Genomic DNA, 22,406 nt, shown 5'->3' on the forward strand with positions numbered 1-22,406 from the left:
GCGGCGCATGCGCAACGGCGTGCGGCTGCTGCTCGGCGCGGTGTGGCTTGCGGTCCTGCTGTTCGCGCTCCGCGCGCTTGTTCTGTAGCGCGTCAGCGCCGCACGTGATTCGCCTCCAGCCACGCGATGATGGCCGCGCGCTTGCCGGCGTCCTCGGCGTAGTGGGTCTTGAGGAAGTCGTCCAGCGCGGCCTGCCGATCCGCCTGCGCGAGGTCGACGAAGCGGCGCATGAACCGCGTCGGCGTGCGGTGGCACGAGGCGCAGGCCTCCTGGTAGGCGGTCTCGCCCGGATCGGTCGCGCGCGGCTGCTGACCCATCGCCAGCGTCGAGACGGGCGCGGTCAGCGGCAGGGCGAGCAGGGCGGCGAGCACGATGCACATGGACTATCTCCCTCCGGCGTTTCGCGGCAGTCTGACGCCTCCATCCGCCGTGCTCGTTGACCGAGGTCAAGTGACGCTCCTCCCGACCCTGCCGTTCCGCGTCCATCTCAATGCCGCCAAGGGGCGCGCCGGCGCACCGGTGCTCGACGAGGCGGGCTTCCGCGCCGCGCGTGGCGCGATCACCTGCTGGCCCGGATACGCGGCGACCCCGCTCGTCGATCTGCCGGGCCTGGCACGCACCCTCGGCATCGGCGCGCTGCGCTGGAAGGACGAGGGAGGGCGGTTCGGGCTCGGCAGCTTCAAGGCGCTCGGCGGGGCCTATGCGGTGGCGCGCCATCTGATCCGCACGCTCGCCGCGCGCGGGATCACGGCGACCGACGCGGACCTCGCCGCCGGGCGCCACGCCGCCCTGACCGGCGACATCACCGTCACCTGCGCGACCGACGGCAATCACGGCCGCTCGGTCGCCTGGGGGGCGCAGCGCTTCCACTGCCGCGCGGTGATCTACATCCACGAGACCGTCAGTGACGGCCGGGCGGCGGCGATCGCCCGCTTCGGTGCCGAGGTGCGGCGCGTGCCGGGCACCTACGACGACGCGGTGCGCCGCGCCGCCGAGGACGCGGCGGCGAATGGCTGGACCGTGGTCTCCGACACCTCCTATCCCGGCTACACCGACATCCCGCGCGACGTGATGCAGGGCTACCGCGTGATGGCGGACGAGGCCTTCGCGCAATGGACCGGTCCCGCACCGACCCACCTGTTCGTGCAGGGCGGCGTCGGCGGCGTGGCCGCCGCGGTCGCCGCGCAGGCGGCGCTGCACTTCGGCGCGGACGGGCCGCGTCTGGTCGTGGTCGAGCCCGACCGGTTCGACTGCCTCTACCGCAGCGCGGTGGCGGGGACGCCCACCCCGTCGCCGCCCGGCCCCGACACGCTCATGGCCGGGCTCGCCTGCGGCGAGGTGTCGATCCTTGCCTTCGACGAACTCCTCTACCGCGCCGATGCCTTCATGGCCGTGCCCGACGAGGCGGTCGCGCCGGCGATGCGGGCGCTCGCGCGCGGGCAGGACGGCGATCCGGGCGTGGTCGCGGGCGAGAGCGCGGTCGCGGGGCTGATCGGTCTCGCGCTCGCGCTTGGCGATCCGACCGCCGCACCGCTCGCCCTTGATGCCTCCTCCCGCGTTCTGCTGTTCGGCACCGAGGGTGCGACCGATCCCGAACTCTACGCCCGGCTGGTCGGCGCGCCCGCTTGACCGGGGTCGCGCGGCACCCCAGCCTCCAGGCAACGACAACAGCCCAGGGACCGTCCGCCATGCTCACCCGTCGCACCCTGCTCGCGGCCACTCCGCTCGCGGCCCTGCCCGCCGCCGCGCGCGCGCAGGAATGGCCGAACCAGCCGATCCGCATGATCGTCCCCTTCGCCGCGGGCGGCCCGACCGACATCCCCGCGCGGCTGATCGCGGAGGAGATGAGCAAGCGCCTGCCGCAGCGCGTGGTGGTGGAGAACCGCACCGGCGCGGGCGCGCTGGTCGGCACCGAGGTGGTCGCCAAGGCGCCGAAGGACGGCCACACGATCCTCTACAGCACGGTCGCGCAGGCGGTGATGCCGTCGCTGTTCCAGCGCCTCACCTTCGACCCGGTGGCCGACTTCATCCCGGTCTCCCTGGTCGCGGTCGTGCCGATGATCATGATCGTCAACAAGGACCTGCCGGTGAACTCGCTCGCCGAGCTGATCGCGCTCCTGAAATCCAAGCCGGGCGAGTTCGACTACGGCTCGTCGGGCAACGGCGGCGCGGTGCATCTCGCCTCCGAACTGTTCCTGTCGATGAGCGGAACGAAGGCCAACCACGTTCCCTATCGCGGCTCCTCGGCGCTACTGCCCGACCTGATCGCCGGACGGATCGCGTTCAGCGTCGATGTCGCGGCAAGCGCGCTCGGCTACGTGCGCGACGGCCGTGTGAAGGGGCTCGCGATCTCCTCGAAGCAGCGCTCCAGCCTCGCCCCCGACCTGCCCACCTTCGACGAGGCTGGGGTGCCGGGTTACGAGGCCTACACCTGGCACATGGTGCATGTGCCCGCGGGCACACCGCAGGCGATCGTGACGCGGCTCAATCGGGTGGTGAACGAGTCCGCGGCGGTGCCCGAGGTGAAGAACCGCCTGCTCGAACTCACCGCCGAGGTGATCACGGACTCGACACCCGAGAGCGCGCGCGCGTTCCTGATCGCCGAGCGCGACAAGTGGGGCAAGGTGATCCGCGAGGCCGGGATCACGGTGAACTGATGCCCGTGCCCGACACGATGCGTCATGTCGCCTGCGCGGGGCATGGCGGGCCGGAGGTGATGAAGATCGTCTCCGGCCCGGTGCCCGAGCCGGGGCCGGGCGAGATCCTGATCGAGGTGCATGCCGCCGGCGTGAACCGTCCCGACATCCAGCAGCGCCGCGGCGCCTATCCGCCGCCGCCCGGGGCCTCGCCGATCCTGGGGCTGGAGGCGGCGGGCACGGTCGCGGCGCTCGGCGCGGGGGTGGAAGGCTGGAAGGTCGGCGATCCGGTCACCGCGCTCTGCAACGGCGGCGGCTACGCCGAGTATGTCGCGGTGCCCGCGCCGCAATGCCTGCCCCCGCCCGAGGGCTACGACCATCTGCACGCGGCCGCCCTGCCCGAGACCTATTTCACCGTCTGGGCCAACCTGTTCCAGCGCGGCCGGCTCGCGAAGGGCGAGACGGTGCTGATCCACGGTGGCTCCTCCGGGATCGGCACGACCGCGATCCAGCTCGCGCGCGAGTTCGGCGCGCGGGTGTTCGCCACCGCCGGCAACGTGGACAAGTGCACCGCCTGCCTGCGCCTCGGCGCCGAGGCGGCGATCGACTACAACGCGCAGGATTTCGTCGAGGAGGTGAAGCGGCTGACGGATGGGCGCGGCGTCGATGTGGTGCTCGACATGGTCGGCGGCGACTACATCGCGCGCAACCTCCGCTGTCTCGCGCTTGAAGGCCGGCTCGTGCAGATCGCCTTCCTGCAAGGCTCGAAGACGCGCGATTTCGACTTCCTGCCGGTGATGACCAAGCGGCTGACGATCACCGGCAGCACCATGCGCCCGCGCACGACGGAGCAGAAGGGCGCGATCGCTGCGGAGCTGCGCGCGCGGGTCTGGCCGGTGCTGTCCGCGGGTCGCTGCAGGCCGGTGATCTACGGCACCTATGCGCTCGAGGACGTTGCCGATGCGCATCGCCTGATGGAGTCGAGCGCGCATATCGGCAAGATCATGCTGACGCTGCGCTGACCCGGCATTCGCGCCCGGCGCGGCGGTAAGCACACGAGCGTGTGCCGATCCGGCACGTAACGTCTCAACAATGGACATTCGCGCCACGGCACGACTCGTCCCTGGCTCCTGCGTCAGCGCGGCGTTAACCGCGGCTTGACGCTTTGCGGGTCACGATGCCCACAAGCCCACGGGGCAACACGCTGGAAGGATGGGGTATGGGCGCGCTTCCTGTTGCGGTGGCGGACCGGGCTGCGCCGGGCTTCGCGATCGCGTTTCAGCCGATCGTCGACATCGCCGGGCGGCGCATCGTCGCCCAGGAAGCCCTGGTGCGCGGCATCGGCGGCGGTTCGGCCGCGAGCGTGCTGTCGCGCGCCGAAGGCGGCCAGCGCTTCGGACTCGAGATCGCGATCGCCCGGCACGCGCTCGCCCGCGCGGTCGCCCTCGGGATCGACACCGACCTGCATGTCAACTTCTCGCCCGGCGTGCTGCTGCACACCCCGGATGCGCTCAGCGCGATCGCCACGGTGGCCGAGGTCGAGAACTTCCCGCTCGCGCAGCTCGTGCTCGAAGTCACCGAGGGCGAGAAGATCGACGATCCGCCGCGGCTGGCGAAAGTCGTCGAGGCGGCGCGCGCGCTCGGCCTCCGCATCGCGATCGACGATTTCGGCGCCGGCTACAATGGCCTCTCCCTGCTGGCGGAGGTCCAGCCTGACATCATCAAGATCGACATGACGCTCACGCGCGGGATCGACCTGCACTCCGTGCGCCGCTCGATCGTCGGCGGCATCCTGCGCATGGTCGAGCCGCTGCGCGTGCGCACCATCGCCGAGGGCGTGGAGTCGCTCGGCGAGCTCTCCTGCCTGCACGCGCTCGGCATCACCGAGATGCAGGGTTTCCTGTTCGGCCATCCGCTCTATGAGCGCGCGACCACCGAGCTCGACCTGCCGCTGACGATCCGCGGCATCGCGGCGGCGCCGCCGCGCGCCGCCCTCAGGCTCGCGGCCGAACGCGCGCTCTGATCGGCACCATCCGCTAACGGCCGGGGCGCGCCGCCGCCACCGCCTCGCGCAGCCGCTCCAACGGCACCGCGCCGGCCAGCAGCGTCTCACCCACCACATACGCAGGCGTGCCCTGGATGCCGAGCGCCTGCGCGAGCTGAAGATTCGCGTTCAGCCGGCGCGTGACCGCCTCGCCCATCATGTCGCGCTGAAGCCGCACCGGATCAAGGCCGGTCTCGGCAGCGAGCTGCAGCAGCGCGGCCTCGTCCGGCTCACCGCGCAGCCGCATCAGCGCGTCATGGAAGGCGGGAAACCGCCCCTGGGCATGCGCGGCAAGCGCCGCGCGCGCGGCCAGCACGCTGGCGGGCCCGAGGATCGGGATCTCCTTCACGACCACGCGCACCCCCGGCTCGCGCCGCAGCAGCTCCGCGACCACCGGATGCATGCGCCGGCAATACGGGCAGCGGTAGTCGGTGAACTCCACGAGCGTCACCGCCGCCCTTTCGGCGCCGAGCGAGGGGTCGCCCGGATCGCGGAACAGCGCCTCGGCGTTCGCCGCGATGGTGTCGCGCAGCCGCGCCTGCTCCAGGTCCTGCTCGGCCGCCTGCATGGCCGCGATCGCATCGGCGAGGATGCTCGGGTCGGTGCGCAGCGCCTCGCGCAGGATCTCGATGATCGCGGCGCGCTGCTCGGCGCTGAAGAGGCGCGCGGGATCGGTCTGCGCGGCGGCGGGCACGGCGAGCGCCGGCAGCGCGGCCAAGGCCATCAGGAACCGTCTCATCGCCGCCGTCGCTCCTCGCGTTCGATCTCCGCCGCGCGCGTCAGGTCCTGCGCGCGCAGTTTCGCCGGTCCCGCCGGCAACAGCCGCTCGGCGCGCGCGGCCATCTCGCGCTGGGTGCGCAGATCGCCCTGCAAAGCCGCCTCCTCGGCGAGCGCCAGCGCCGACCGGCCCATGTCGCCGAGCCGGCCATGGGCGATGCCGAGCGTACGCCAGGTGAACGGGGCATTCGGGTCGAGCCGGACCGAGGCCTCGAGCTCGGTCACCGCCGCGCGCAGCATCGCCGGATCGTCGATATCCACCATCACCCGGCCGAGATTGGCGCGGATCAGCGGCTGATTGGGCGCGAGCCGGGCGGCCGCGCGGTAGGGTTCGAGCGCGTCGCGCGGCCGCCCGCTCTCGTGCAGCACCTGCCCCTTCAGCTCGTGCAGCCACGGGCTCGCCGGCCGCTCGGCGATCAGCCGGTCGAGCGCCTCCACCGCCTCCAGGCTGCGGCCCTGGCGGAAGGCGAGGATCGCGCGCGCGTAGCGCGCCGGCGCCGACTGGTCGGCGGCCGGATAGGTGCGTGCGACCATCGCCCCGTCGAGGAACCCGATCAGCTTGGCGCGCACCATCTGGAACGCGTCCTCCAGCGCCTCGGGCATCGGCGCATCCGCATGCGGCGAGCGGGCAAGCTGATCGGCCAGGAACTCCATGCGGTCGCGCGTCAGCGGATGGGTGCGCACGTATGGATCCTGGCTCTCGGTCAGCAGCAGCTCCTGCGCCGAGAGCCGCTCCATCAGGCGGAGCAGGCCCGAAGCCGACCAGCCGACCCGGCCGAGATAGGTCACCGCCGCCTGATCGGCCGCGTTCTCCTGGGTGCGCGTGAAGGCGAACAGCTCGCGCATCGCCAGCGCCTGGCCGCCCATGCCGATCGCGCCCGCCGCCCCGCCCTGGCCGGTGGCCACCGCGGCGCCGACGCCGAGCAGCATCGCCGCGATCGCGCGGATCAGCGCGTTGCGCATCTCCTCGGGCAGCCGGGCGAGATGGCCGCCGCTGATGTGGCCGGTCTCATGGGCCAGCACGCCGGCGAGCTCGCCCACCGACTCCGCGCTGGTGATCAACCCGCTGTGGACGAACAGCCGGTTGCCGGTGGTGACGAAGGCGTTTATCGAGCGGTCGGCGATGATGATGGTTCGCACCAGCCCCCGGTCCAGCCCCGCGGCGGCGAACAGGGGGCCGTTGATGGCGCGCAGCAGGGTTTCGGTCTCGGCGTCGCGGATCAGCGTGATCGCGCGCCCCTGCGCCGCGGCCGGCGGCGGGGCGAGCGCGACCGCGACGGCGAGCAGCACCGCCGCAATCCGCTGCCAGAAGCCTCTGCACGCTCGAAGCATGGGCGCGACTATAGGCCGGATGCTGCGCAACGGTCTCGCCGCTGGCGCCGCTGTGATGCTGGCCGGTTGCGGCACCATCGGCGCCGCTTATGACAACCTCTTCGGCACCGGCCCGGCGCGCGGCACCCCCGGCTTCGTGCAGGGCTTCCTCGGCGGCGTGGCGGTCGAGGAGCCGCGCGCGGCCCTGGTCGGGCGCGAGATTCTCGCCGCCGGCGGTTCGGCGGCCGATGCCGCGGTGGCGATCGGCTTCGCCCTCGGCGTCACGCTCCCGTCGCGCGCCTCGCTCGCCGGCGGCGGGGTCTGCCTCGCCTACCGGGCCGAGCGTGGCCAGGCGCTCGCCGCCACCTTCCTGCCGCGCGCGCCGGCCCGGCTCGATCCCGGTTCGGATCGGCCGGCGGCTCTGCCCGGCACGCCGCGCGGGCTCTACGCCCTGCACGCCCGGCTCGGCCGGCTGCCCTTCGAGCGCGTGATCGCCCCGGCCGAACAGCTCGCGCGCTTCGGCACCGAGACCAGCCGGGCCTTGGCGCGCGACCTCGCCGTGGTGGCCGGGCCGTTGTTCGCCGATCCGCAGGCGCGCGTCCTGTTCGCGCGGGCCGACGGCGCGCCGCTCGCCGAGGGCGACCGGCTGGTGCAGCCCGAACTCGGCAACCTGATCGGGCTGATCCGCAGCCAGGGCGTGGGCGATTTCTACCAGGGAGGCCTGGCACGACGGCTGGCCGACGCCACCGCGGCGGCCGGAGGTGCCCTGCCGGCCGAGGAGCTGCGCGCCACCCTGCCGTCGCTCACGGCGACGCTGCGCGCGAGCCTCGGCAACGACACGCTGCATGTCGCCCCGGTCGGCGGCTCGATCGGCGCGGCCGTGGCGCTGCGCCGACTCGCCGCGCGGGCCAGCGAGGCCGAGGCCGAAGCGGCCGCGCTCGCCGCCGCCGCCGCGTCGCGCGCGGGCGCCGATCCGGCTTCCCTGCTGGACGGGGCTGCGCCGGCCGGGGGGACGCTGCCGCCGGTACTCGGCGCCACCACCGGCTTCGTCGTCGCGGACCGCGAGGGCATGGCGGTGGCCTGCGCGCTCACCATGAACAACCTGTTTGGCACCGGCCGCATCGCGCCCGGCACCGGGCTCGTGCTGGCGGCGGCACCGGGGGTCGGCCGGGTGCCGCCCGCCCTGCCGACCGTGCTGCTGGTGGCAAACGACAATATTCGCGCGTTCCGCGCCGCCGCCGCCGCCTCGGGCGGGTCGGGCGCGCCGATCGCGCTGGCGCTCGCGGTGCAGCGCGCGATCGGCGGCGCGACCGCGGCCCAGGCCGTGGCTGCGCCGCGTGCGGGCGAAGCCGAACGGAGCGGCCGCGTCACACTGCTCTCCTGCCCCGGCTACCTGCCGCGCGCTCCGGCCACCTGCACCTGGGCCGCCGATCCGCGCGGCCACGGCCTCGCGATCGGCGCCGACTGATGCCCGACTGCCAAAGGTTCGACCTTTGGCGGTCGGGTATCGCGCGTGGGGCTGGTGGGGCGGCCACGCGCAAACGAACCCCTTCATGCGGGCCTGCCGAGGGTGAGACCTTCGGCAGGCCGGCATGAAACCCGGGCACGCTTGTTCGCGGGCCCCGTTCCGGCGCACCCTGGCGCCAACGGGGAGAGAAACACGTCCATGACGCCGCATCGCGCCACTCGCCGCGTTGCCCTGGCCGGCACGCTCGCCTTGCTGGCGCGGCCGACGCGCGCAGCGGGAACGCTGACGGTCGGGCTGACCCCCGTGTTCCTCGACTCCGATCTCGAACTGCTGCGCGACCTTGACGCGTATCTCTCGGCGGCAACCGGGCTCGGCGTGCGGCTGGTCAAGCGCCGTACCTACCAGGAGATCACGGCGCTCCTGCTTGCGGGCCAGCTCGATGCCGCCTGGATCTGCGGCTATCCCTTCGTGCAGCACGCGGCCCGGCTCGCGGTCGTCGCAGTCCCGCTGCATCGCGGTCGGCCGCTTTACCAATCCTACCAGATCGCGCGTGCCGACCACGCGGCCAAGCGGCTCGAGGACCTGCGCGGTACCACCCACGCCTTCTCCGATCCCGACAGCAACTCCGGGTTCCTGGTCACGCGCTACCTGCTGGCCGCCGCAGGCGAGCGGCCGGAAACGTTCTTCGCCCGCAGCTTCTTCACCTTCGGCCATCGCAATGTGATTCGCGCCGTGCAGGCCGGACTCGCCGAGGGCGGTTCGGTGGACGGCTATGTCTGGGAGGTGATGGCCGAGCGCGAGCCAGCGATCGTCGCCGGAACGCGCGTGATCGGGCGGTCGGACTGGCACGGCTTTCCGCCGATCGCCAGCCTCGCCGGCGCGCGCCGCAGCGAGCCGGTGCGGGCACTCGCCGCCGCCCTCGCGGCGATGCCCGAGGACCCCAAGGGCCGCGCGGTGCTCGCGACGCTCCAGCTCGACGGCTTCGTGCCGGCCGAACCCGCGCTGTTCGACTCGATCGCGCGGATGAGCGCCGTCGTACGCGCCCAGACATGAGGCTCACCCCGCTGCCGCGCTCGTGGCCGCTCGCGGTGCGCGTGCCGCTGGTGGTGGCCGTGCTGATGATCGCGGTCTCGATGCTGATCGGCCAGGTGGTGCTGCATCGGCTCGCGCGCGACCAGGAACGGCACATCGCCGATCTTGCCGCAGCCTATCTCGACGGCGTCTCCACCGCGGTGTTGCCGGCAGCGATCCGGCGCGACGTGTGGGAAGCCTATGACGCGCTCGACCGCGCGCGCGATCGCTACCAGGGACTGACGATCGTGTTTGCCGTTGTCACCGAGCCCTCGGGGGCCGTGCTCGCCGCCTCCGATCCGCGCCGCTTCCCGGTTGGCTCCGCCCTGCCTGCCGATCTGACCGAGCGGTTCGGACCGGATGGGCGACTGACGATCGACGAGCGGGAGGAACTCGCGTTCCTCGCGCGCGCCTTGCGCGAGGGTACAATCCCGGTGGGACGCATCCTGGTCGAGCTCGATATCGGCACGCTGATTGCCGAGCGCCGCACGGTGCGTTGGACGCTGATCGGCGTGAACACGGCCCTGACGCTGCTGCTCGCCGCGCTTGGCGTGCTGCTCGTGCGGCGCATGCTCGCGCCTCTGGCGATCCTGCGCGCGCACGTGGCCACCGGCGCCGAGGGGCCGATCCGCCCCGTGGACGAGGCGGTGATCGTGCGCCAGCCGGGCGAGTTCGCCGCCCTGTTCCGGGCCTTCAACCGCACCGCGCGGGCCGTCGCCGAGCGCGAGGCCATGGCCGCGCGGCTCGCCGAGGAGGAGAAATACGCGCTGCTCGGCAAGCTCGCCTCGGGAATGGCCCACGAGGTGAACAATCCGCTCGGCGGCATGTTCACCGCGGTGGACACGCTTGCCCGCCACGGCGCCGATCCGGCCGTGCGCGCGCGCTCGATCGGCTTCCTGCGGCGGGGCCTGTCGGACATCCGCGACGTGGTGCGCGCCGGCCTCGTCACCTCGAAGGGGCGGGTCGGCGAGGCGGCCTTGACGCGCGAGGATCTCGACGATCTGCGCCATCTGATCCGCCACGAGGTGGAGCGACGCGGATTGACGCTGGCGTGGCAGAACGATCTTCCTTCGGAGATTCCGATCGATCGGACGATGGTGCGCCAGGTGGCGCTCAACCTGCTGCTCAATGCCTGCGCGGCGAGTCCGCCGGGCGGCCGCGTCACCCTGGAGGCGACGATCGCGCACGGCACGCTCGCGCTCACGGTGCGCGACGACGGACCCGGCCTGCCGCCGGCCGCGCGTGCGACGCTCGCCGCCGTGCCGGACGCGCCGCCGCCGGGCGGCGGGCTCGGGCTCTGGACCGCGGCACGGCTTGCCGCCGCCCTTGGCGGCCGGATCGGCGAAGGCGACCAGGCGCGCGGCACCGCGCTGACCCTCACCGTGCCGTTCGGGGAACGGGAGCTCGCCCGTGTCGCGTAGGCCCCCCCGCGGCACGCTGCTGCTGGTCGAGGACGATCCGGTGATGGGCGGCAGCCTCGCCGACCGTCTGGGACTCGAGGGTTTCGACGTCGCCTGGGTGCAGCGCGCCGGCGAGGCCCAGGCGGCGCTGGCGCGGCTGCGCCCGGACCTCGTGCTCTGCGACATCCGCCTGCCCGACGGCTCCGGCGAGACGCTGTTCGCCGCGCTGCGGCCGGCGCTCGGCACGGCGCCGGTGGTGTTCCTGACCGCGTTCGGCGAGATCGACCAGGCGGTGCGGCTGATGCGCGCCGGTGCGGCCGATTTCCTCACCAAGCCCTTCGCGGTCGACGATCTGCTCGGTCGGATCGACACGTTGCTGGCACGCCGCCCGACGGCCCAGGGCGCCGGCGCGCTCGGCGCCTCGGCGGCGATGCGCGCGGTGGAGGCGACGCTCGTGCGCGCCGCGGCAGTGGACAGCACGGTGCTGCTGACCGGGGAGAGCGGCACCGGCAAGGAGGTCGCGGCGCGCTTCCTGCACGCGCGCTCGACGCGTGCCCCTCGGCCTTTCGTGGCGCTGAACTGCGCGGCGCTCCCCGAGTCGCTGATGGAACGCGAGCTGTTCGGCCACGAGAAGGGGGCGTTCACGGGGGCAGCCGCGCGCGCGCCGGGCTATGCCGAGCAGGCGGGCGAGGGCGTGCTGTTCCTGGACGAGGTCATGGAGCTGGCGCCGGCCTTGCAGGCGAAGCTGCTGCGGCTGATCGAGGCGCGCGAGTTCGCGCGCCTCGGCTCGGCGCGCATGATCCCGTTCCGGGCTCGGATCATCGCCGCGACCAATGCCGACCCGGACGCGCGCGTGCGCGAAGGCCGGTTCCGCGAGGACCTGCTGTTCCGCCTCGACGTGATCCGTGTCGCCGTGCCGCCGCTGCGCGCGCGCGTCGAGGACATCCTGCAGCTCGCGCTCAGGTTCGCCGACGAGTTCGCCGCGGCGTTCGGACGCGCGGTCGCGGGCCTGCGTCCGGCCGCCGAGGAGGCGCTGCTGGCGCATGACTGGCCCGGCAACGTGCGCGAACTGCGCAACCGGGTGGAGCGCGCGGTCGCGCTCGCGACCTCGCCATGGCTCGACGCGGCGGACCTGTTCCCGGACCTGCCGCGGCCGCTGGAGGAGGTGCTGCCGACGCTCGCCGGCGTGGTCGAAGCGGCCGAGCGGCGCTCGATCGCCGCGGCACTGGCTGCGACCGGAGGCGACGTCGCCGCCGCGGCCGGGCGGCTCGGCGTCGCGCGCTCGACGCTGTTCGAGAAGATGCGGAGGCTCGGGCTGCGCGGTCGCGCCTGAGCGCGGCCCTGTTGCTGATCCGGAATACCGGACCGGGTCCACGGCCGGTGTCCGACGAGCCGGACTCGCGTGCCCCGAACCCGTTGATCGCCCGTCGCCGCATCCTGGCACGGGTGATGCTTCTCTTCCCTCGCCCAACGAACCAGGGGAGGAGCCCGGATGAATCGGACCGATATCGCGCGCGCTGAGCGTGCGCTCGTCGAGCAGGTGCTGAAGCGCGAGGACGTCGGCCGCCGACGCATGTTCGAGGTCGCGGCCTGGAGCGTGGCCGGCGCGGCGGCCGCGAGCGCGGTTCCGGCCGGCTCCGCGCTGGCCCAGGCGGCAGCGCCGGCGCGGCGCATCCTCCAGAAGGACGACAGCCGCATCCTGAACATCGGCGCGACCGTGCGCAGCGGCAAATACTGGAACTTCTCGACCTGGATCACGCCGGTCGAGGAGTTCTACGTGCGCAACCACTATCCGACGCCGACCGTGGAGCAGAAGCCCGAGCTCGATCCGCGCAACTGGAAGGTGAAGGTGCACGGCAACGGCCTCGAGCGCGAACTCGAGATCGGCTACGAGGATCTGCTGAAGATGCGCTCGCGCACCATCTTCGCGACCATGGAGTGCCACGGCAACGGCCGCACGGTGTTCTGGGAACAGCTCGACATGAAGGACGTGACGGGCGGAAACTGGGTGCTCGGCGCGGTCGGGCTCGCGGAGTGGGAATACGTGCCACTGTCCGAGATCTTCGCGCGCGCGGGGCTGAAGCCCGACGCGAAGGCGCTGCTGTTCTGGTCGGGCGTGGACGGCGCGGGCGATATCGGCCGGCCGATGCCGATGCGCGAGGTGCTGAGCCGGCCCGACGATATCGGCCTCGCGTTCCGGATGAACGCCAATCCGCTGCTGCCGGACCACGGCGCGCCGGTCCGCGCGCTGGTCACCGGCTGGGGCGGGGCGGCGTCCACCAAATGGCTCACCGAGATCAAGGTCGCGACGCATGATTTCTGGGTGCGCCTCAACACGAAGGGTGAGGTGTTCGCCGGTCCCGACTACCCCAAGCCGACACCCGCACCCGGCGACGAGTTCCGCAATGTCGGGCCCGAGGACATCCACGGCCCGATGGTGGAATGGATGCCGGTGAAGTCGTTCATCACCGTGCCGCTGGTGATCGAGAAATCGCCCTCGCTGCCGGCCAACTACCCGCTGCAGAAGGGCGAACTGCCCACACTCGCGGCCGGGCGGCAGACCATGCGCGGCTATGCCTGGGGTCCGCAGCACGGGTTGCGCAAGGTCGAGTACCGCATCAATGGCGGGGCCTGGCGCGAGGCGCATATCCGTCCGCCCAATCTCGGCCGCTACACCTGGTCGCGGTTCGACTTCGAGTGGGATGCCCCGGCGGGCGAGCACGTGATCGAGACGCGCGCGACCGACAATGCCGGGATCGCGCAGCCGCCGACCGTGCCGTTCAACCTCTACGGCATGGCCAACAACGCGATCCCCAAGTTCCGCATCCGCGTCGTCTGAGCGCGCCCGGGGGTCCGCATCGGCGGACCCCCACCTGTTCACACCGGGAGGATCGATGAAGGGAGTTCTGCTGCTCGGCGGCGCGCTGCTTGCCGGGGTCGTGCTGGTGGCCGGTGCGCGGATGGTGCCGCAGGCGTTCGCGGCGTCATCGCAGGTGGAGCGCGGACGGACGGTCTATGCCGAGGCTTGCGCGGTCTGCCACGGCGAGGACGGTCGGGGTGGGGCGGGGTTCGGCAATCCGATCTGGGGCGAGGGCGCGCAGATTCGCAAGTTCCGCCACGCCGCGGGCCTGCTGGAATACAACCTGATGCTGATGCCGTTCGACGACCCGACGCGGGTCTCGGACGAGGACAAGCTCGCCGTGACCGCCTACATCCTCGCCCGTCACGGCGCGATCGAAGAGGGCGTAAACCTGTCGGAGAGCGAGGCCGCATCGATCGCGATCCGCTGATGCGCCACTCTTGACGCCGCGCGCCCGCTCTGGCGGGACTGCGCGCATGGCGCTCAAGGTCGGCAAGGGGGCCGAGGCCCCGCCCTTCATCGTGATGGACGTGATCGCGGCGGCGAACGCGCGCGCCGCTGCGTCCGCCCCCGGCGATCCGCGCGTGATCCGCATGGAGGTCGGCCAGCCCTCGACCGGCGCGCCGGCCGCGGCGGTCGAGGCCACGATCGCGGCGATGCGCGCGGGCGAGACGCTCGGCTACACCGAGGCGCTCGGCATCCGCCCGTTGCGCGAGCGGATCGCGCGCCTCTATGCGGAGCGCTACGGAGTCGAGGTGCCGGTCGCGCGCATCGCCGTCACGGTCGGCGCCTCGGGCGCGTTCCCGCTCGCCTTCCTGGCCGCCTTCGACCGCGGCGACCGGATCGCGCTCGCCGCGCCCTTCTATCCGCCCTACGTGAACATCCTGACCGCACTCGGGCTCGTGCCGATCATGCTGGAGGCGGGGCCGCAGAGCCGCTACCAGCCGACGGTGGCCATGCTGGAGGCGCTCGATCCGCCGCCCGACGGTCTGATCGTCGCCTCGCCCTGCAACCCGGCCGGCACGATGCTGCACGCGGACGAACTCGCCGCGATCGCACACTGGTGCACCGGGCACGGCGTGCGGCTGATCTCCGACGAGATCTATCACGGCCTCACCTACGGCGAACCGGCGACGACGGCGGCCGCAATTCCCGGCGCGGTGGTGATCAACTCGTTCTCGAAATACTGGTCGATGACCGGCTGGCGGGTCGGCTGGATGGTGCTGCCCGAGGACCTCGCGCGTCCGGTGGAGCGGCTGGCGCAGAACCTGTTCATCTCCGCGCCCGGCGTGTCGCAGGTGGCGGCGCTGGCCGCGTTCGAGGCGGATGCGGAGCTGCGCGGCCATGTCGCCCGCTACGCCGCGAACCGCGCGCTGCTGCTCGACGCCTTGCCGAAGGCGGGGATCGACCGCCTCGCCCCGGCCGAGGGCGCGTTCTATCTCTATGCCGATGTCGGGCATCTGACGAACGACAGCGCGGCCTGGTGCACGCGGATGCTCGCCGAGATCGCGGTCGCGGCGACGCCGGGGGTGGATTTCGACCGCAGGCGAGGCCACCGCACCGTGCGGTTCAGCTTCTGCGGCGCGACCGCCGACATGGCCGAGGCCGCCGAGCGGATCCGGCGCTGGCTTGCCTGACGCCGCAACTGCGTTGCCCCGCATCGGCGGCGCGTCCGGGGATCCGCGGCGGCCGAGTGCGCGTCAGTCTGGTCAAAGATTGACGTAGCGGTAATGCTCCAAGGGCGGAACGGCATGTGCGGCGCCGCATGCCATCGTGTCGGATTATTTTACACCCTCCGATCCCTCCCCCGCGGCAGGCCTCCCAACCGCTTGACTCGGCGACGGCACGGCAAGTTGGCACGAAACCTGCACCAACAATCTTGCGCGGCCGGTATCGGGTCGCTGGCCGTTATGGCCGAGGACAAGGGGAACAGGATACATGGCGAGAATGACAGGAATGCGGGCGCTGGCAGCGGCGATGGTGGTCGCTGCTCCGCTCGGCATGGCTTCGAAGGCCGAAGCCGGAACCGCGGTGGGGCTGGAGCTCGTGCTGCTGATCGACGTGTCCGGCAGCGTCGATTCGAGCGAGTACGCTCTGCAGAAGGGTGGCTATGTCCAGGCCTTCCAGAGCGCGGCGGTCCAGAACGCGATCATGGGCAGCCAGCTCGGCAGCATCGCCGTGACCTATGTCGAGTGGTCCGGCGCGGCGCAGCAGGCGCAGCTCGTCAACTGGACGCTGGTGAACGACGCCGCGTCCGCGAACGCCTTCGCCGCGGCGATCGCCGGCACCAGCCGCGCCTATAGCGGCCTGACGGCGGTCGGCAGCGCGATCAACTACGGCGCCGGCCTGCTTGGCGCGGACAACGGCTTCGACGGCCTGCGCAAGGTCATGGACGTCTCCGGTGACGGCGAGAGGAACGACGGCGCGGACACGGCGACCGCCCGGAATGCCGCAGTCGCCGCCGGCATCACGATCAACGGCCTGACCATCGGTGGCGCATCGCTGCTGAACTGGTACCAGAACAACGTGATCGGCGGTCCCGGCGCGTTCGCCATTGGCGTCAACGACTTCGCCGATTTCGCGGCGGCGATCGAGCAGAAGCTGATCCGCGAGATCACCGGCGTGCCCGAGCCGGCCACCTTCGCGCTGCTGGGCTTCGGCCTCGCCGCGCTGGGCATGGCGGCGCGCCGGCGCAAGGCGGCCTGACCCTCCGCCTGAACTGACGGACGACGGCCCCGGTGCTGCCGCACCGGGGCCGTTCTTCATTTCCGGCGGCGGCGAAGCACCGCACGAGGCGGCCGTGCCATGACGTGTCCATGACCACGCCCGCGCGCCTCGCCTCCGCCGCCGCGCTGATCGCCGATCCGGCGCGCGCGGCGATGCTCCAGGCGCTGATGGCGGGCGAGGCGCTGACTGCGGGCGAACTCGCGCGCTCGGCCGGCATCGCCCCCTCCACCGCCTCGGCGCATCTCGCGGCCCTGACCGATGGCGGGCTCGTCGCGGTGCACGCGCAGGGCCGGCACCGCTGGTTCCGCATCGCCAGCGAGGATGTCGCCGCGATTCTGGAGTCACTCATGGGCCTTGCCGAGGCGACGCGCCCGGCGCGGCGCTGGCCGCACGGCGAAGCGCTGCACGCCGCCCGCACCTGCTGGGATCACCTGGCCGGGCGGCTCGGCGTGGCCCTGCATGAGGGGCTGGTGTCGCGCGGCGTGCTGCGGCCCGCCCCGGGTGGGTGGGAGACCACGGCCGCAGGCGATGCGTTACTGGAACGGCTCGGCGTCGATCTCGACGCGGCGCGGCGCGCCCGGCGCTTCGCCTGCGACTGCATGGACTGGTCGGAACGGCGGCCGCATCTCGGCGGCGGGCTTGCGCGCGCGATCTGCACGCTCTACCTCGCGCGTGGCTGGGTGCGGCGGCAGCCCGGCGAGGGACTTGCGCGCCGTCTGGTCGCACCCACGCCGGAAGGCAGCAGGGTGCTGCGCGAGGCGTTCGGCGTGCGGCTCGATGCCGAGGCGGCCTGAGCGGCGCTACGGCGCGGCGTCGTCCGTCAGCACCGCATCGATCACGCGCAGCCAGTTGCCGCCCATGATCGCGCGCACCTCATCGGCTGCGGAGCCGCGCCGCGCCACGGCAGGCGCGAGCGCGCGCATGCGTTCGGGCATCTCGATCCCTTCGGGATAGCGCCACGGCGGCGGCGGATAGGTCGCCGGACCCCGGTCGCCCGAGGAGACGAAGCTTCGGTACAGCCCCGCGGCCACCTCGGGCGGCGCGATGCCGTCCTGACCGGCGAAGTCGTCGAGCCCGAGTGCGACATGCCGCACGCCGACGAGATCGCCCAGATAGGCGATGCGGTCGATGAACTGGTCGATCGTCGGTCGCGGCGAGGCCGAGACGAAGGCGGGAAACCCGACCGCGCCGATCACCCCGCCCTGGTCCGCGATCGCGCGGATCAGGTCGTCGCCGAGATTGCGCGCGGAGGGATGCACCGCGCGCGGATTGCCGTGCGAGCACACCGCCGGCGCGCGCGAGACCGCGATCGCCCCCCGCGCGGTGCAGCAGCAGGCGGAGCCGGCCCGAGGCTTGCGCGCGGCGGACATCGGCGGGCCCGCGCACCAGCAGCAGATCATCGCGGGTGCGGATCGCACGGTGCATCCGCGCGCGCGTGGCGAGGGTTGCGCCGGCCCCCTCGCGGCCGCCGACGGTCGGCATGCAGACCGTCACGCCGCCCGCGCGATAGCGCCGCAGCTCGGCCGGATTGCGCGCGAGCGGGCAGGCGCCCTCTGGCCGGCATCCTGCGGCACCGGGACGCCGCGCTCAGCGGCGCCACCAGCCGCGCTTCTTGGGCGCCTCGGCGATCACCTCGTCCACGACGATCGGCTTGATCTCGATCGAGGCGTGCGGGCCCTCGGGAACCGGCTCCGGCACAGGCGCCGGCGGAGCCTCCACCATGACCGGGGCGGGCGGCGGCTTCGCGACCGGTGCCGCGACCTCGGCGATCGGTGCGGGCGGCGCGGCCTCGGCGACGACGGGAGTGCTCGGCGGGCTGGCCGGGGCGACCGCCGCGACGGCCCCGGGTTCGGCCGGCTCGATCTCGTCGAACAGGTCGAAGGGGGCATCGCCGAACGGATTGGCCGGCGTCGCGCCCTGGAAGCGCGGCGCAGGTTCCGGGCGCGGCGCCGGCGCCTCGCCCTCCTCGCGGCGGCGGTGGCGCCCGCCGCGCCGGCCGCGCCGGAAGCGGCGCTCCTGGTCCTCCTCGGCCGCTGGCGGGGGGACCGGTTCGCCTGCCTCCACAGCCGGGGCCTCCGCGGGCTCCAGCGGCTCGATCACCGGCTGCTCGCCGACCCCTGACGGCGGCGCAGCCTGCACCGGCGCGCCGTCCTCCCGGCGACCGCCACGGCGGCGGCGGCGGCGGCGGCGCCGCCGCGCCTCCCGCTCGCCCTCGGTCTCGCCGGGAGCCGCGCGGGCCTCCTCGGCCTCCTCCTCCGTCTCCTCGGTCTCCTCCTCGGCCTCGTCCAGCGCGGCCTCCGCCGTCACCACGGGCGGCGGAAGCGATGCGGCCGGCGCGGGCGGCGGCGCGGTCAGCGGCTTCGTGCGCTCGATCCGAAGCGCCGGCGGCAGCAGCGTCTCGTCGGCGACGAAGATCACCTTCAGCCCGAACGCCGCCTCGAGCTCGGCGAGCCGGGCACGCTTGTGGTTCAGCAGATAGAACGCGACGGCGCCGGCGCAGCGCAGCACGATCTCGGCCGAGCGACGCTTCGCCGCCTCCTCCTCGATCGCGCGCAGCACATGCACGGCGCTGCTCTCCACCGAGCGCACCAGGCCCGTGCCGTTGCAATGCGGGCAGGTGACGAAGGCCGTTTCGGTCAGGCTCGGCCGCAACCGCTGGCGGCTCATCTCCAGCAGGCCGAAATGGCTGATCCGGCCGACCTGGATGCGCGCGCGGTCCTGCTTCAGCGCCTCCTTCAGCCGCCGCTCCACGGCCGCGTTGTTGCGGCTGTTCTCCATGTCGATGAAGTCGATCACGATCAGCCCGGCGAGGTCGCGCAGGCGGAGCTGGCGCGCGATCTCATCGGCCGCTTCGAGATTGGTCTTGAGCGCGGTCTCCTCGATGTTGCGCTCGCGCGTCGCCCGCCCGGAGTTGACGTCGATCGAGACGAGCGCCTCGGTCTGGTCGATGATGATGTAGCCGCCCGAGCGCAGCTCGACGCGCTTGTTGTGCATCGCGTCGAGCTGGCTCTCGACGCCCGCGCGCGCGAACAGCGGAATCCCGCCGTCCCGGTAGAGCTGCACCTTCTTCGCATGCGACGGGATCAGCATGCGCATGAAGTCCTTGGCCGCGCGGTAGGCGTCCTCGCCGTCCACCACGATCTCGTCGATGTCGCGCGAATAGACGTCACGGATCGCGCGCTTGATGAGGTTCGCCTCCTCGTAGATCAGCGCGGGCGCGACCGACTTCAGCGTCGTCTCGCGGATCGAGTCCCAGAGGCGCAGCAGGTACTCGCAGTCGCGCTTGATCTCCGCCTTCGGGCGGTTGGCGCCGGCGGTGCGCACGATGATGCCCATGCCCTCGGGCACGGCGAGTTCCTGCATCACCTCGCGCAGGCGCTTGCGGTCGGCGGCCGAGGTGATCTTGCGGCTGATCCCTCCGCCGCGCGGCGTGTTCGGCATCAGCACCGAATACCGTCCGGCGAGCGAGAGATAGGTGGTGAGTGCCGCGCCCTTCGTGCCGCGCTCCTCCTTCACCACCTGCACCAGCAGGATCTGCCGGCGCTTGATCACCTCCTGGATCTTGTAGTGGCGCAGGAAGCGCGGTGCGATCCGGCGCGGCCGGTCCTCCTCGCCGTTCTCCGCGCCGCCGCCGATCGTCTCCGGCGCGACCGGCTCGGCGACCACGGTGTCGATCTCGGATTCGGGCCGGCTCGGGCCGTCCTCCTCCGCGCTCTCGGCGGGAGGTTCCGAAGGGTGCCCGCCCGGTGGCGGGGGTGCCGCCTCGGGATCGATCGCCTCCGGGTCGGCCGAGACCGTCTCGCTGTCGATGCGCGCGGGCTGGGCGGCGGGCGGGCGCGGCAGGGGCGGCCCCTCGGCCGGCGGGTCCTCGGCCGTCGGCGGCAGTTCAGCGATGGGGGCTGTGGGCTCCTCCGCGCCGTCGCCGGCCGCGACGACCGGCCCTGCCGTGGACGGTTCGGCGGGCGCCGCCTCGCCGGCCGCGCCGAGCTCCGCCGTCACCGCCTCGTCCGCTGCCGCCTCGTCACGCTGCGGCGGCGTCTCGCCGCCGGCCTGTTCGGCGGCGGCATCGCCCTCCTCGTGCTCGCGTGCCGCGTCCTCCTCGGCCTCGGCAGCGGCCATCTCCAGCAGCCGCTGCCGGTCGGCGACCGGGATCTGGTAGTAGTCGGGGTGGATCTCGCTGAAGGCGAGGAAGCCGTGACGGTTGCCGCCGTAATCGACGAACGCGGCCTGCAGCGAGGGTTCGACCCTCACCACCTTGGCGAGATAGATGTTGCCCTTGAGCGTCCGCTTGGTGGACGTCTCGACGTCGAACTCCTCAAGCCGGTTTCCATCGAGCACGACGACCCGGGTCTCCTCCGGGTGCGTCGCATCGATCAGCATGCGCTTGGTCATGGAAGGCGTGTCTCCACGCCGCTCCGGCCGTTCCGGCCGGGCGGCGGATCAGGGATTGCGGGGCGCCACCGGGGAACGCGGCGTCTCGGGTCTGGCGATGGGCGCTTGCGCGTCCGGTCATGTCGTTCCGTCCCGACGGGCGCGACGGCACCCGATGGCTTCTCGCTCGGCGGGGCATCATGGCCTTGCAGGAACCCGCGCGGACACCGGCGGCTTGGGGGGCAGCGCGGCAGGCGCGAGCCCTGCGAAGAGCGGCGCGGCGCCTCGAAGCTCCCTCGACAGGACAGGAGGGAACGCGGGGCGGGACGCGCAACGGTCGGTCCGCACGGGCACTTGCACAATGGCGCATGCGGGCCGACCCCACAAGGCCGGATTTGCTCGACCGATCTCTCAGGATCGTCTGGCAACCGACGGGTAGATCGTGCATTATGCCATCGACCGGCTTGCTTGGAAGGACCGCCATGCCGCTCCGGCCACCCGCTCTCCCGGGGGCGCCGTCGAGTCGGGGGCCACGCCGCCGCGCCTTGGTCGCCGCCGCGGCCGCGCTGATCGTCCCCGCATTCGCCCGTCCGCTCGCCGCGCGCGCGATCGGCGCGGCCGCGCTCACCCAGGATGACGGCACGGTGCGCCTCAGCCTGACGCTCGCCGAGCCGATCTCGTTCCGCCTGTTCACGCTCGACAACCCGCTGCGCCTCGTCATCGACATCGAGGGCGCGGCGTGGCGCGCGGGCGCGCCGCCGCCGGGGCTCGGCCCGGTGCTGCGGCTGCGCGCGGCGCTGAACCGTCCGGGGGTGACGCGCGTGGTGCTCGATCTCGCCGAACCGGTCGCGGTGCGGCGCGCCGCCCTCGAACGGGGTGGCGCGGCGCTGGTGGTCGAGATGGTGCCGGCGCCGCGCAGCGTGTTCCTGCGCGAGGAGGCGGCCTCCGAGCCGCTGCCGCGCCCGCCGCAGCCGCCCGAACGGCCGCTGATCGTGCTCGACCCCGGCCATGGCGGCCGTGACCCGGGCGCGATCGGTGCCTCGGGCACGCAGGAGAAGCGCATCGCGCTGGCCGCGGCGCTGGAGCTGCGCGGCATGCTGGAGGCGACCGGACGCTACCGCGTGGCGATGACGCGCACGCGCGACGTCTTCGTCCCGCTCGCCGATCGCGTGCGGTTCGCGCAGAGCCGCAACGCCGCGCTGTTCCTCTCCATCCATGCGGATGCGCTCGACGACCCCTCGGTGCGCGGCGCCTCGGTCTATACGCTCGCCGAACACGCCTCGGACTCGATCGCCGAGCGGATCGCGCGCAACGAGAACCGCGCCGATCGATTCGCCGGGCCATCGTTCACCGGTGTGACGCCCGAGGTCGCGCGCATCCTGATCTCGCTCGTCAGGCGCGAGACGCTGAACGGCAGCGCACGCATGGCGCGTCATGCCGTGGCGTCGCTGCGGCGCGAGGTGACGATGCTGCCGAACAGTCATCGCTTCGCCGGATTCGTGGTGCTGAAGGCGCCCGACGTGCCTTCGGTGCTGATCGAGATGGGATTCATGTCGAGCCGGGCCGACGAGGCGCTGCTGCGCCGCGCCGATCACCGGCGCAAGCTCGCTGCCGCGATGGCCGAGGCGGCGCAGCGCTACCTGGAGGAGGCCGTGCCGGTCCGCGCCGCCGGCTGAGCGATGACGATCGGTTGAGCGGAAGCCTGCGGCCGTGCCATGCGTTGCCTTCGCCGTGACCTCGC

General features: G+C 72.9%; 19 protein-coding genes. 14 read left to right on the plus strand and 5 right to left on the minus strand.

Annotated elements, in window-relative coordinates:
• Nucleotides 1–92: 92 nt before the first annotated feature.
• A complete protein-coding gene (locus F563_RS0115920; RefSeq protein ID WP_019015679.1) occupies nt 93–380 on the minus strand; it encodes a hypothetical protein in 288 nt (95 codons plus the stop codon).
• Between the two features lie 70 nt (nt 381–450).
• On the opposite strand from F563_RS0115920, the gene F563_RS0115925 reads away from it, so the two are divergent.
• From F563_RS0115925 to F563_RS22915, 4 genes are all read left to right on the plus strand, one after another.
• Complete coding sequence (locus tag F563_RS0115925) at nt 451–1,629, plus strand: diaminopropionate ammonia-lyase (RefSeq protein WP_019015680.1); 1,179 nt, start codon at nt 451–453, stop codon at nt 1,627–1,629.
• A gap of 59 nt (nt 1,630–1,688) precedes the next feature.
• Nucleotides 1,689–2,657 carry a Bug family tripartite tricarboxylate transporter substrate binding protein gene (locus F563_RS0115930; protein WP_019015681.1) on the plus strand — a complete coding sequence of 323 codons (969 nt, stop codon included), beginning with the start codon at nt 1,689–1,691 and terminating at the stop codon, nt 2,655–2,657.
• Nucleotides 2,657–3,658, plus strand: a complete 1,002-nt coding sequence (locus tag F563_RS0115935; RefSeq protein ID WP_019015682.1) for an NAD(P)H-quinone oxidoreductase — start codon at nt 2,657–2,659, stop codon at nt 3,656–3,658. Before F563_RS0115930 ends, F563_RS0115935 begins: the two co-directional genes overlap by 1 nt.
• Before the next feature lie 197 nt (nt 3,659–3,855).
• Complete coding sequence (locus F563_RS22915) at nt 3,856–4,659, plus strand: EAL domain-containing protein (protein ID WP_019015683.1); 804 nt, start codon at nt 3,856–3,858, stop codon at nt 4,657–4,659.
• 13 nt (nt 4,660–4,672) lie between these two features.
• Here the strand turns inward: F563_RS22915 and F563_RS0115945 are convergent, their stop codons facing one another.
• A complete protein-coding gene (locus F563_RS0115945; protein ID WP_026299640.1) occupies nt 4,673–5,419 on the minus strand; it encodes a DsbA family protein in 747 nt (248 codons plus the stop codon).
• Entirely contained in the window at nt 5,416–6,789 is a 1,374-nt protein-coding gene (locus tag F563_RS22920) for a M48 family metalloprotease (protein ID WP_035575428.1), read from the minus strand. Before F563_RS22920 ends, F563_RS0115945 begins: the two co-directional genes overlap by 4 nt.
• On the opposite strand from F563_RS22920, the gene F563_RS0115955 reads away from it, so the two are divergent.
• From F563_RS0115955 to F563_RS0115995, 9 genes are all read left to right on the plus strand, one after another.
• Complete coding sequence (locus tag F563_RS0115955; protein ID WP_162140599.1) at nt 6,788–8,236, plus strand: gamma-glutamyltransferase; 1,449 nt, start codon at nt 6,788–6,790, stop codon at nt 8,234–8,236. The genes F563_RS22920 and F563_RS0115955 overlap by 2 nt on opposite strands.
• Before the next feature lie 198 nt (nt 8,237–8,434).
• Nucleotides 8,435–9,289, plus strand: a complete 855-nt coding sequence (locus F563_RS0115960; protein WP_019015687.1) for a substrate-binding domain-containing protein — start codon at nt 8,435–8,437, stop codon at nt 9,287–9,289.
• Nucleotides 9,286–10,728 (plus strand): sensor histidine kinase, encoded by a 1,443-nt coding sequence (locus tag F563_RS0115965; RefSeq protein ID WP_019015688.1) that lies wholly within the window; start codon nt 9,286–9,288, stop codon nt 10,726–10,728. The genes F563_RS0115960 and F563_RS0115965 overlap by 4 nt, the downstream gene beginning before the upstream one ends.
• A complete protein-coding gene (locus tag F563_RS0115970) occupies nt 10,718–12,040 on the plus strand; it encodes a sigma-54-dependent transcriptional regulator (RefSeq protein ID WP_019015689.1) in 1,323 nt (440 codons plus the stop codon). The genes F563_RS0115965 and F563_RS0115970 overlap by 11 nt, the downstream gene beginning before the upstream one ends.
• Before the next feature lie 159 nt (nt 12,041–12,199).
• Nucleotides 12,200–13,546, plus strand: a complete 1,347-nt coding sequence (locus F563_RS0115975; protein WP_019015690.1) for a molybdopterin-dependent oxidoreductase — start codon at nt 12,200–12,202, stop codon at nt 13,544–13,546.
• Between the two features lie 55 nt (nt 13,547–13,601).
• Nucleotides 13,602–13,997, plus strand: a complete 396-nt coding sequence (locus F563_RS24070; RefSeq protein ID WP_019015691.1) for a c-type cytochrome — start codon at nt 13,602–13,604, stop codon at nt 13,995–13,997.
• Nucleotides 13,998–14,043: 46 nt separating this feature from the next.
• Complete coding sequence (locus F563_RS0115985; protein WP_019015692.1) at nt 14,044–15,204, plus strand: pyridoxal phosphate-dependent aminotransferase; 1,161 nt, start codon at nt 14,044–14,046, stop codon at nt 15,202–15,204.
• Nucleotides 15,205–15,568: 364 nt separating this feature from the next.
• A complete protein-coding gene (locus F563_RS22930) occupies nt 15,569–16,273 on the plus strand; it encodes a DUF1194 domain-containing protein (RefSeq protein ID WP_425386946.1) in 705 nt (234 codons plus the stop codon).
• A gap of 110 nt (nt 16,274–16,383) precedes the next feature.
• Nucleotides 16,384–17,088 (plus strand): ArsR/SmtB family transcription factor, encoded by a 705-nt coding sequence (locus F563_RS0115995; RefSeq protein ID WP_019015694.1) that lies wholly within the window; start codon nt 16,384–16,386, stop codon nt 17,086–17,088.
• Between the two features lie 6 nt (nt 17,089–17,094).
• Here F563_RS0115995 and F563_RS0116000 read toward each other — a convergent pair whose 3' ends face one another.
• Nucleotides 17,095–17,712 carry a membrane dipeptidase gene (locus F563_RS0116000; protein ID WP_156825218.1) on the minus strand — a complete coding sequence of 206 codons (618 nt, stop codon included), beginning with the start codon at nt 17,710–17,712 and terminating at the stop codon, nt 17,095–17,097.
• Between the two features lie 169 nt (nt 17,713–17,881).
• Complete coding sequence (locus F563_RS0116005) at nt 17,882–20,686, minus strand: Rne/Rng family ribonuclease (RefSeq protein ID WP_019015696.1); 2,805 nt, start codon at nt 20,684–20,686, stop codon at nt 17,882–17,884.
• Nucleotides 20,687–21,210: 524 nt separating this feature from the next.
• Between F563_RS0116005 and F563_RS24075 the strand changes: the two genes are divergently transcribed.
• Complete coding sequence (locus F563_RS24075; protein ID WP_019015697.1) at nt 21,211–22,341, plus strand: N-acetylmuramoyl-L-alanine amidase; 1,131 nt, start codon at nt 21,211–21,213, stop codon at nt 22,339–22,341.
• Nucleotides 22,342–22,406: the final 65 nt, after the last annotated feature.

The organism is Elioraea tepidiphila DSM 17972 (assembly GCF_000378465.1).
GTDB lineage: Bacteria > Pseudomonadota > Alphaproteobacteria > Acetobacterales > Acetobacteraceae > Elioraea > Elioraea tepidiphila.

Bases quoted from the DNA above. Each gene is read 5' to 3' on its own strand.
- F563_RS0115920 (WP_019015679.1), bottom strand. From the start codon at position 380: ATGTGCATCGTGCTCGCCGCCCTGCTCGCCCTGCCGCTGACCGCGCCC.
- F563_RS0115930 (WP_019015681.1), top strand. From the start codon at position 1,689: ATGCTCACCCGTCGCACCCTGCTCGCGGCCACTCCGCTCGCGGCCCTG.
- F563_RS0115935 (WP_019015682.1), top strand. From the start codon at position 2,657: ATGCCCGTGCCCGACACGATGCGTCATGTCGCCTGCGCGGGGCATGGC.
- F563_RS22915 (WP_019015683.1), top strand. From the start codon at position 3,856: ATGGGCGCGCTTCCTGTTGCGGTGGCGGACCGGGCTGCGCCGGGCTTC.
- F563_RS0115945 (WP_026299640.1), bottom strand. From the start codon at position 5,419: ATGAGACGGTTCCTGATGGCCTTGGCCGCGCTGCCGGCGCTCGCCGTG.
- F563_RS0115955 (WP_162140599.1), top strand. From the start codon at position 6,788: ATGGGCGCGACTATAGGCCGGATGCTGCGCAACGGTCTCGCCGCTGGC.
- F563_RS22920 (WP_035575428.1), bottom strand. From the start codon at position 6,789: ATGCTTCGAGCGTGCAGAGGCTTCTGGCAGCGGATTGCGGCGGTGCTG.
- F563_RS0115960 (WP_019015687.1), top strand. From the start codon at position 8,435: ATGACGCCGCATCGCGCCACTCGCCGCGTTGCCCTGGCCGGCACGCTC.
- F563_RS0115965 (WP_019015688.1), top strand. From the start codon at position 9,286: ATGAGGCTCACCCCGCTGCCGCGCTCGTGGCCGCTCGCGGTGCGCGTG.
- F563_RS0115975 (WP_019015690.1), top strand. From the start codon at position 12,200: ATGAATCGGACCGATATCGCGCGCGCTGAGCGTGCGCTCGTCGAGCAG.
- F563_RS24070 (WP_019015691.1), top strand. From the start codon at position 13,602: ATGAAGGGAGTTCTGCTGCTCGGCGGCGCGCTGCTTGCCGGGGTCGTG.
- F563_RS0115985 (WP_019015692.1), top strand. From the start codon at position 14,044: ATGGCGCTCAAGGTCGGCAAGGGGGCCGAGGCCCCGCCCTTCATCGTG.
- F563_RS22930 (WP_425386946.1), top strand. From the start codon at position 15,569: ATGGCTTCGAAGGCCGAAGCCGGAACCGCGGTGGGGCTGGAGCTCGTG.
- F563_RS0115995 (WP_019015694.1), top strand. From the start codon at position 16,384: ATGACCACGCCCGCGCGCCTCGCCTCCGCCGCCGCGCTGATCGCCGAT.
- F563_RS0116005 (WP_019015696.1), bottom strand. From the start codon at position 20,686: ATGACCAAGCGCATGCTGATCGATGCGACGCACCCGGAGGAGACCCGG.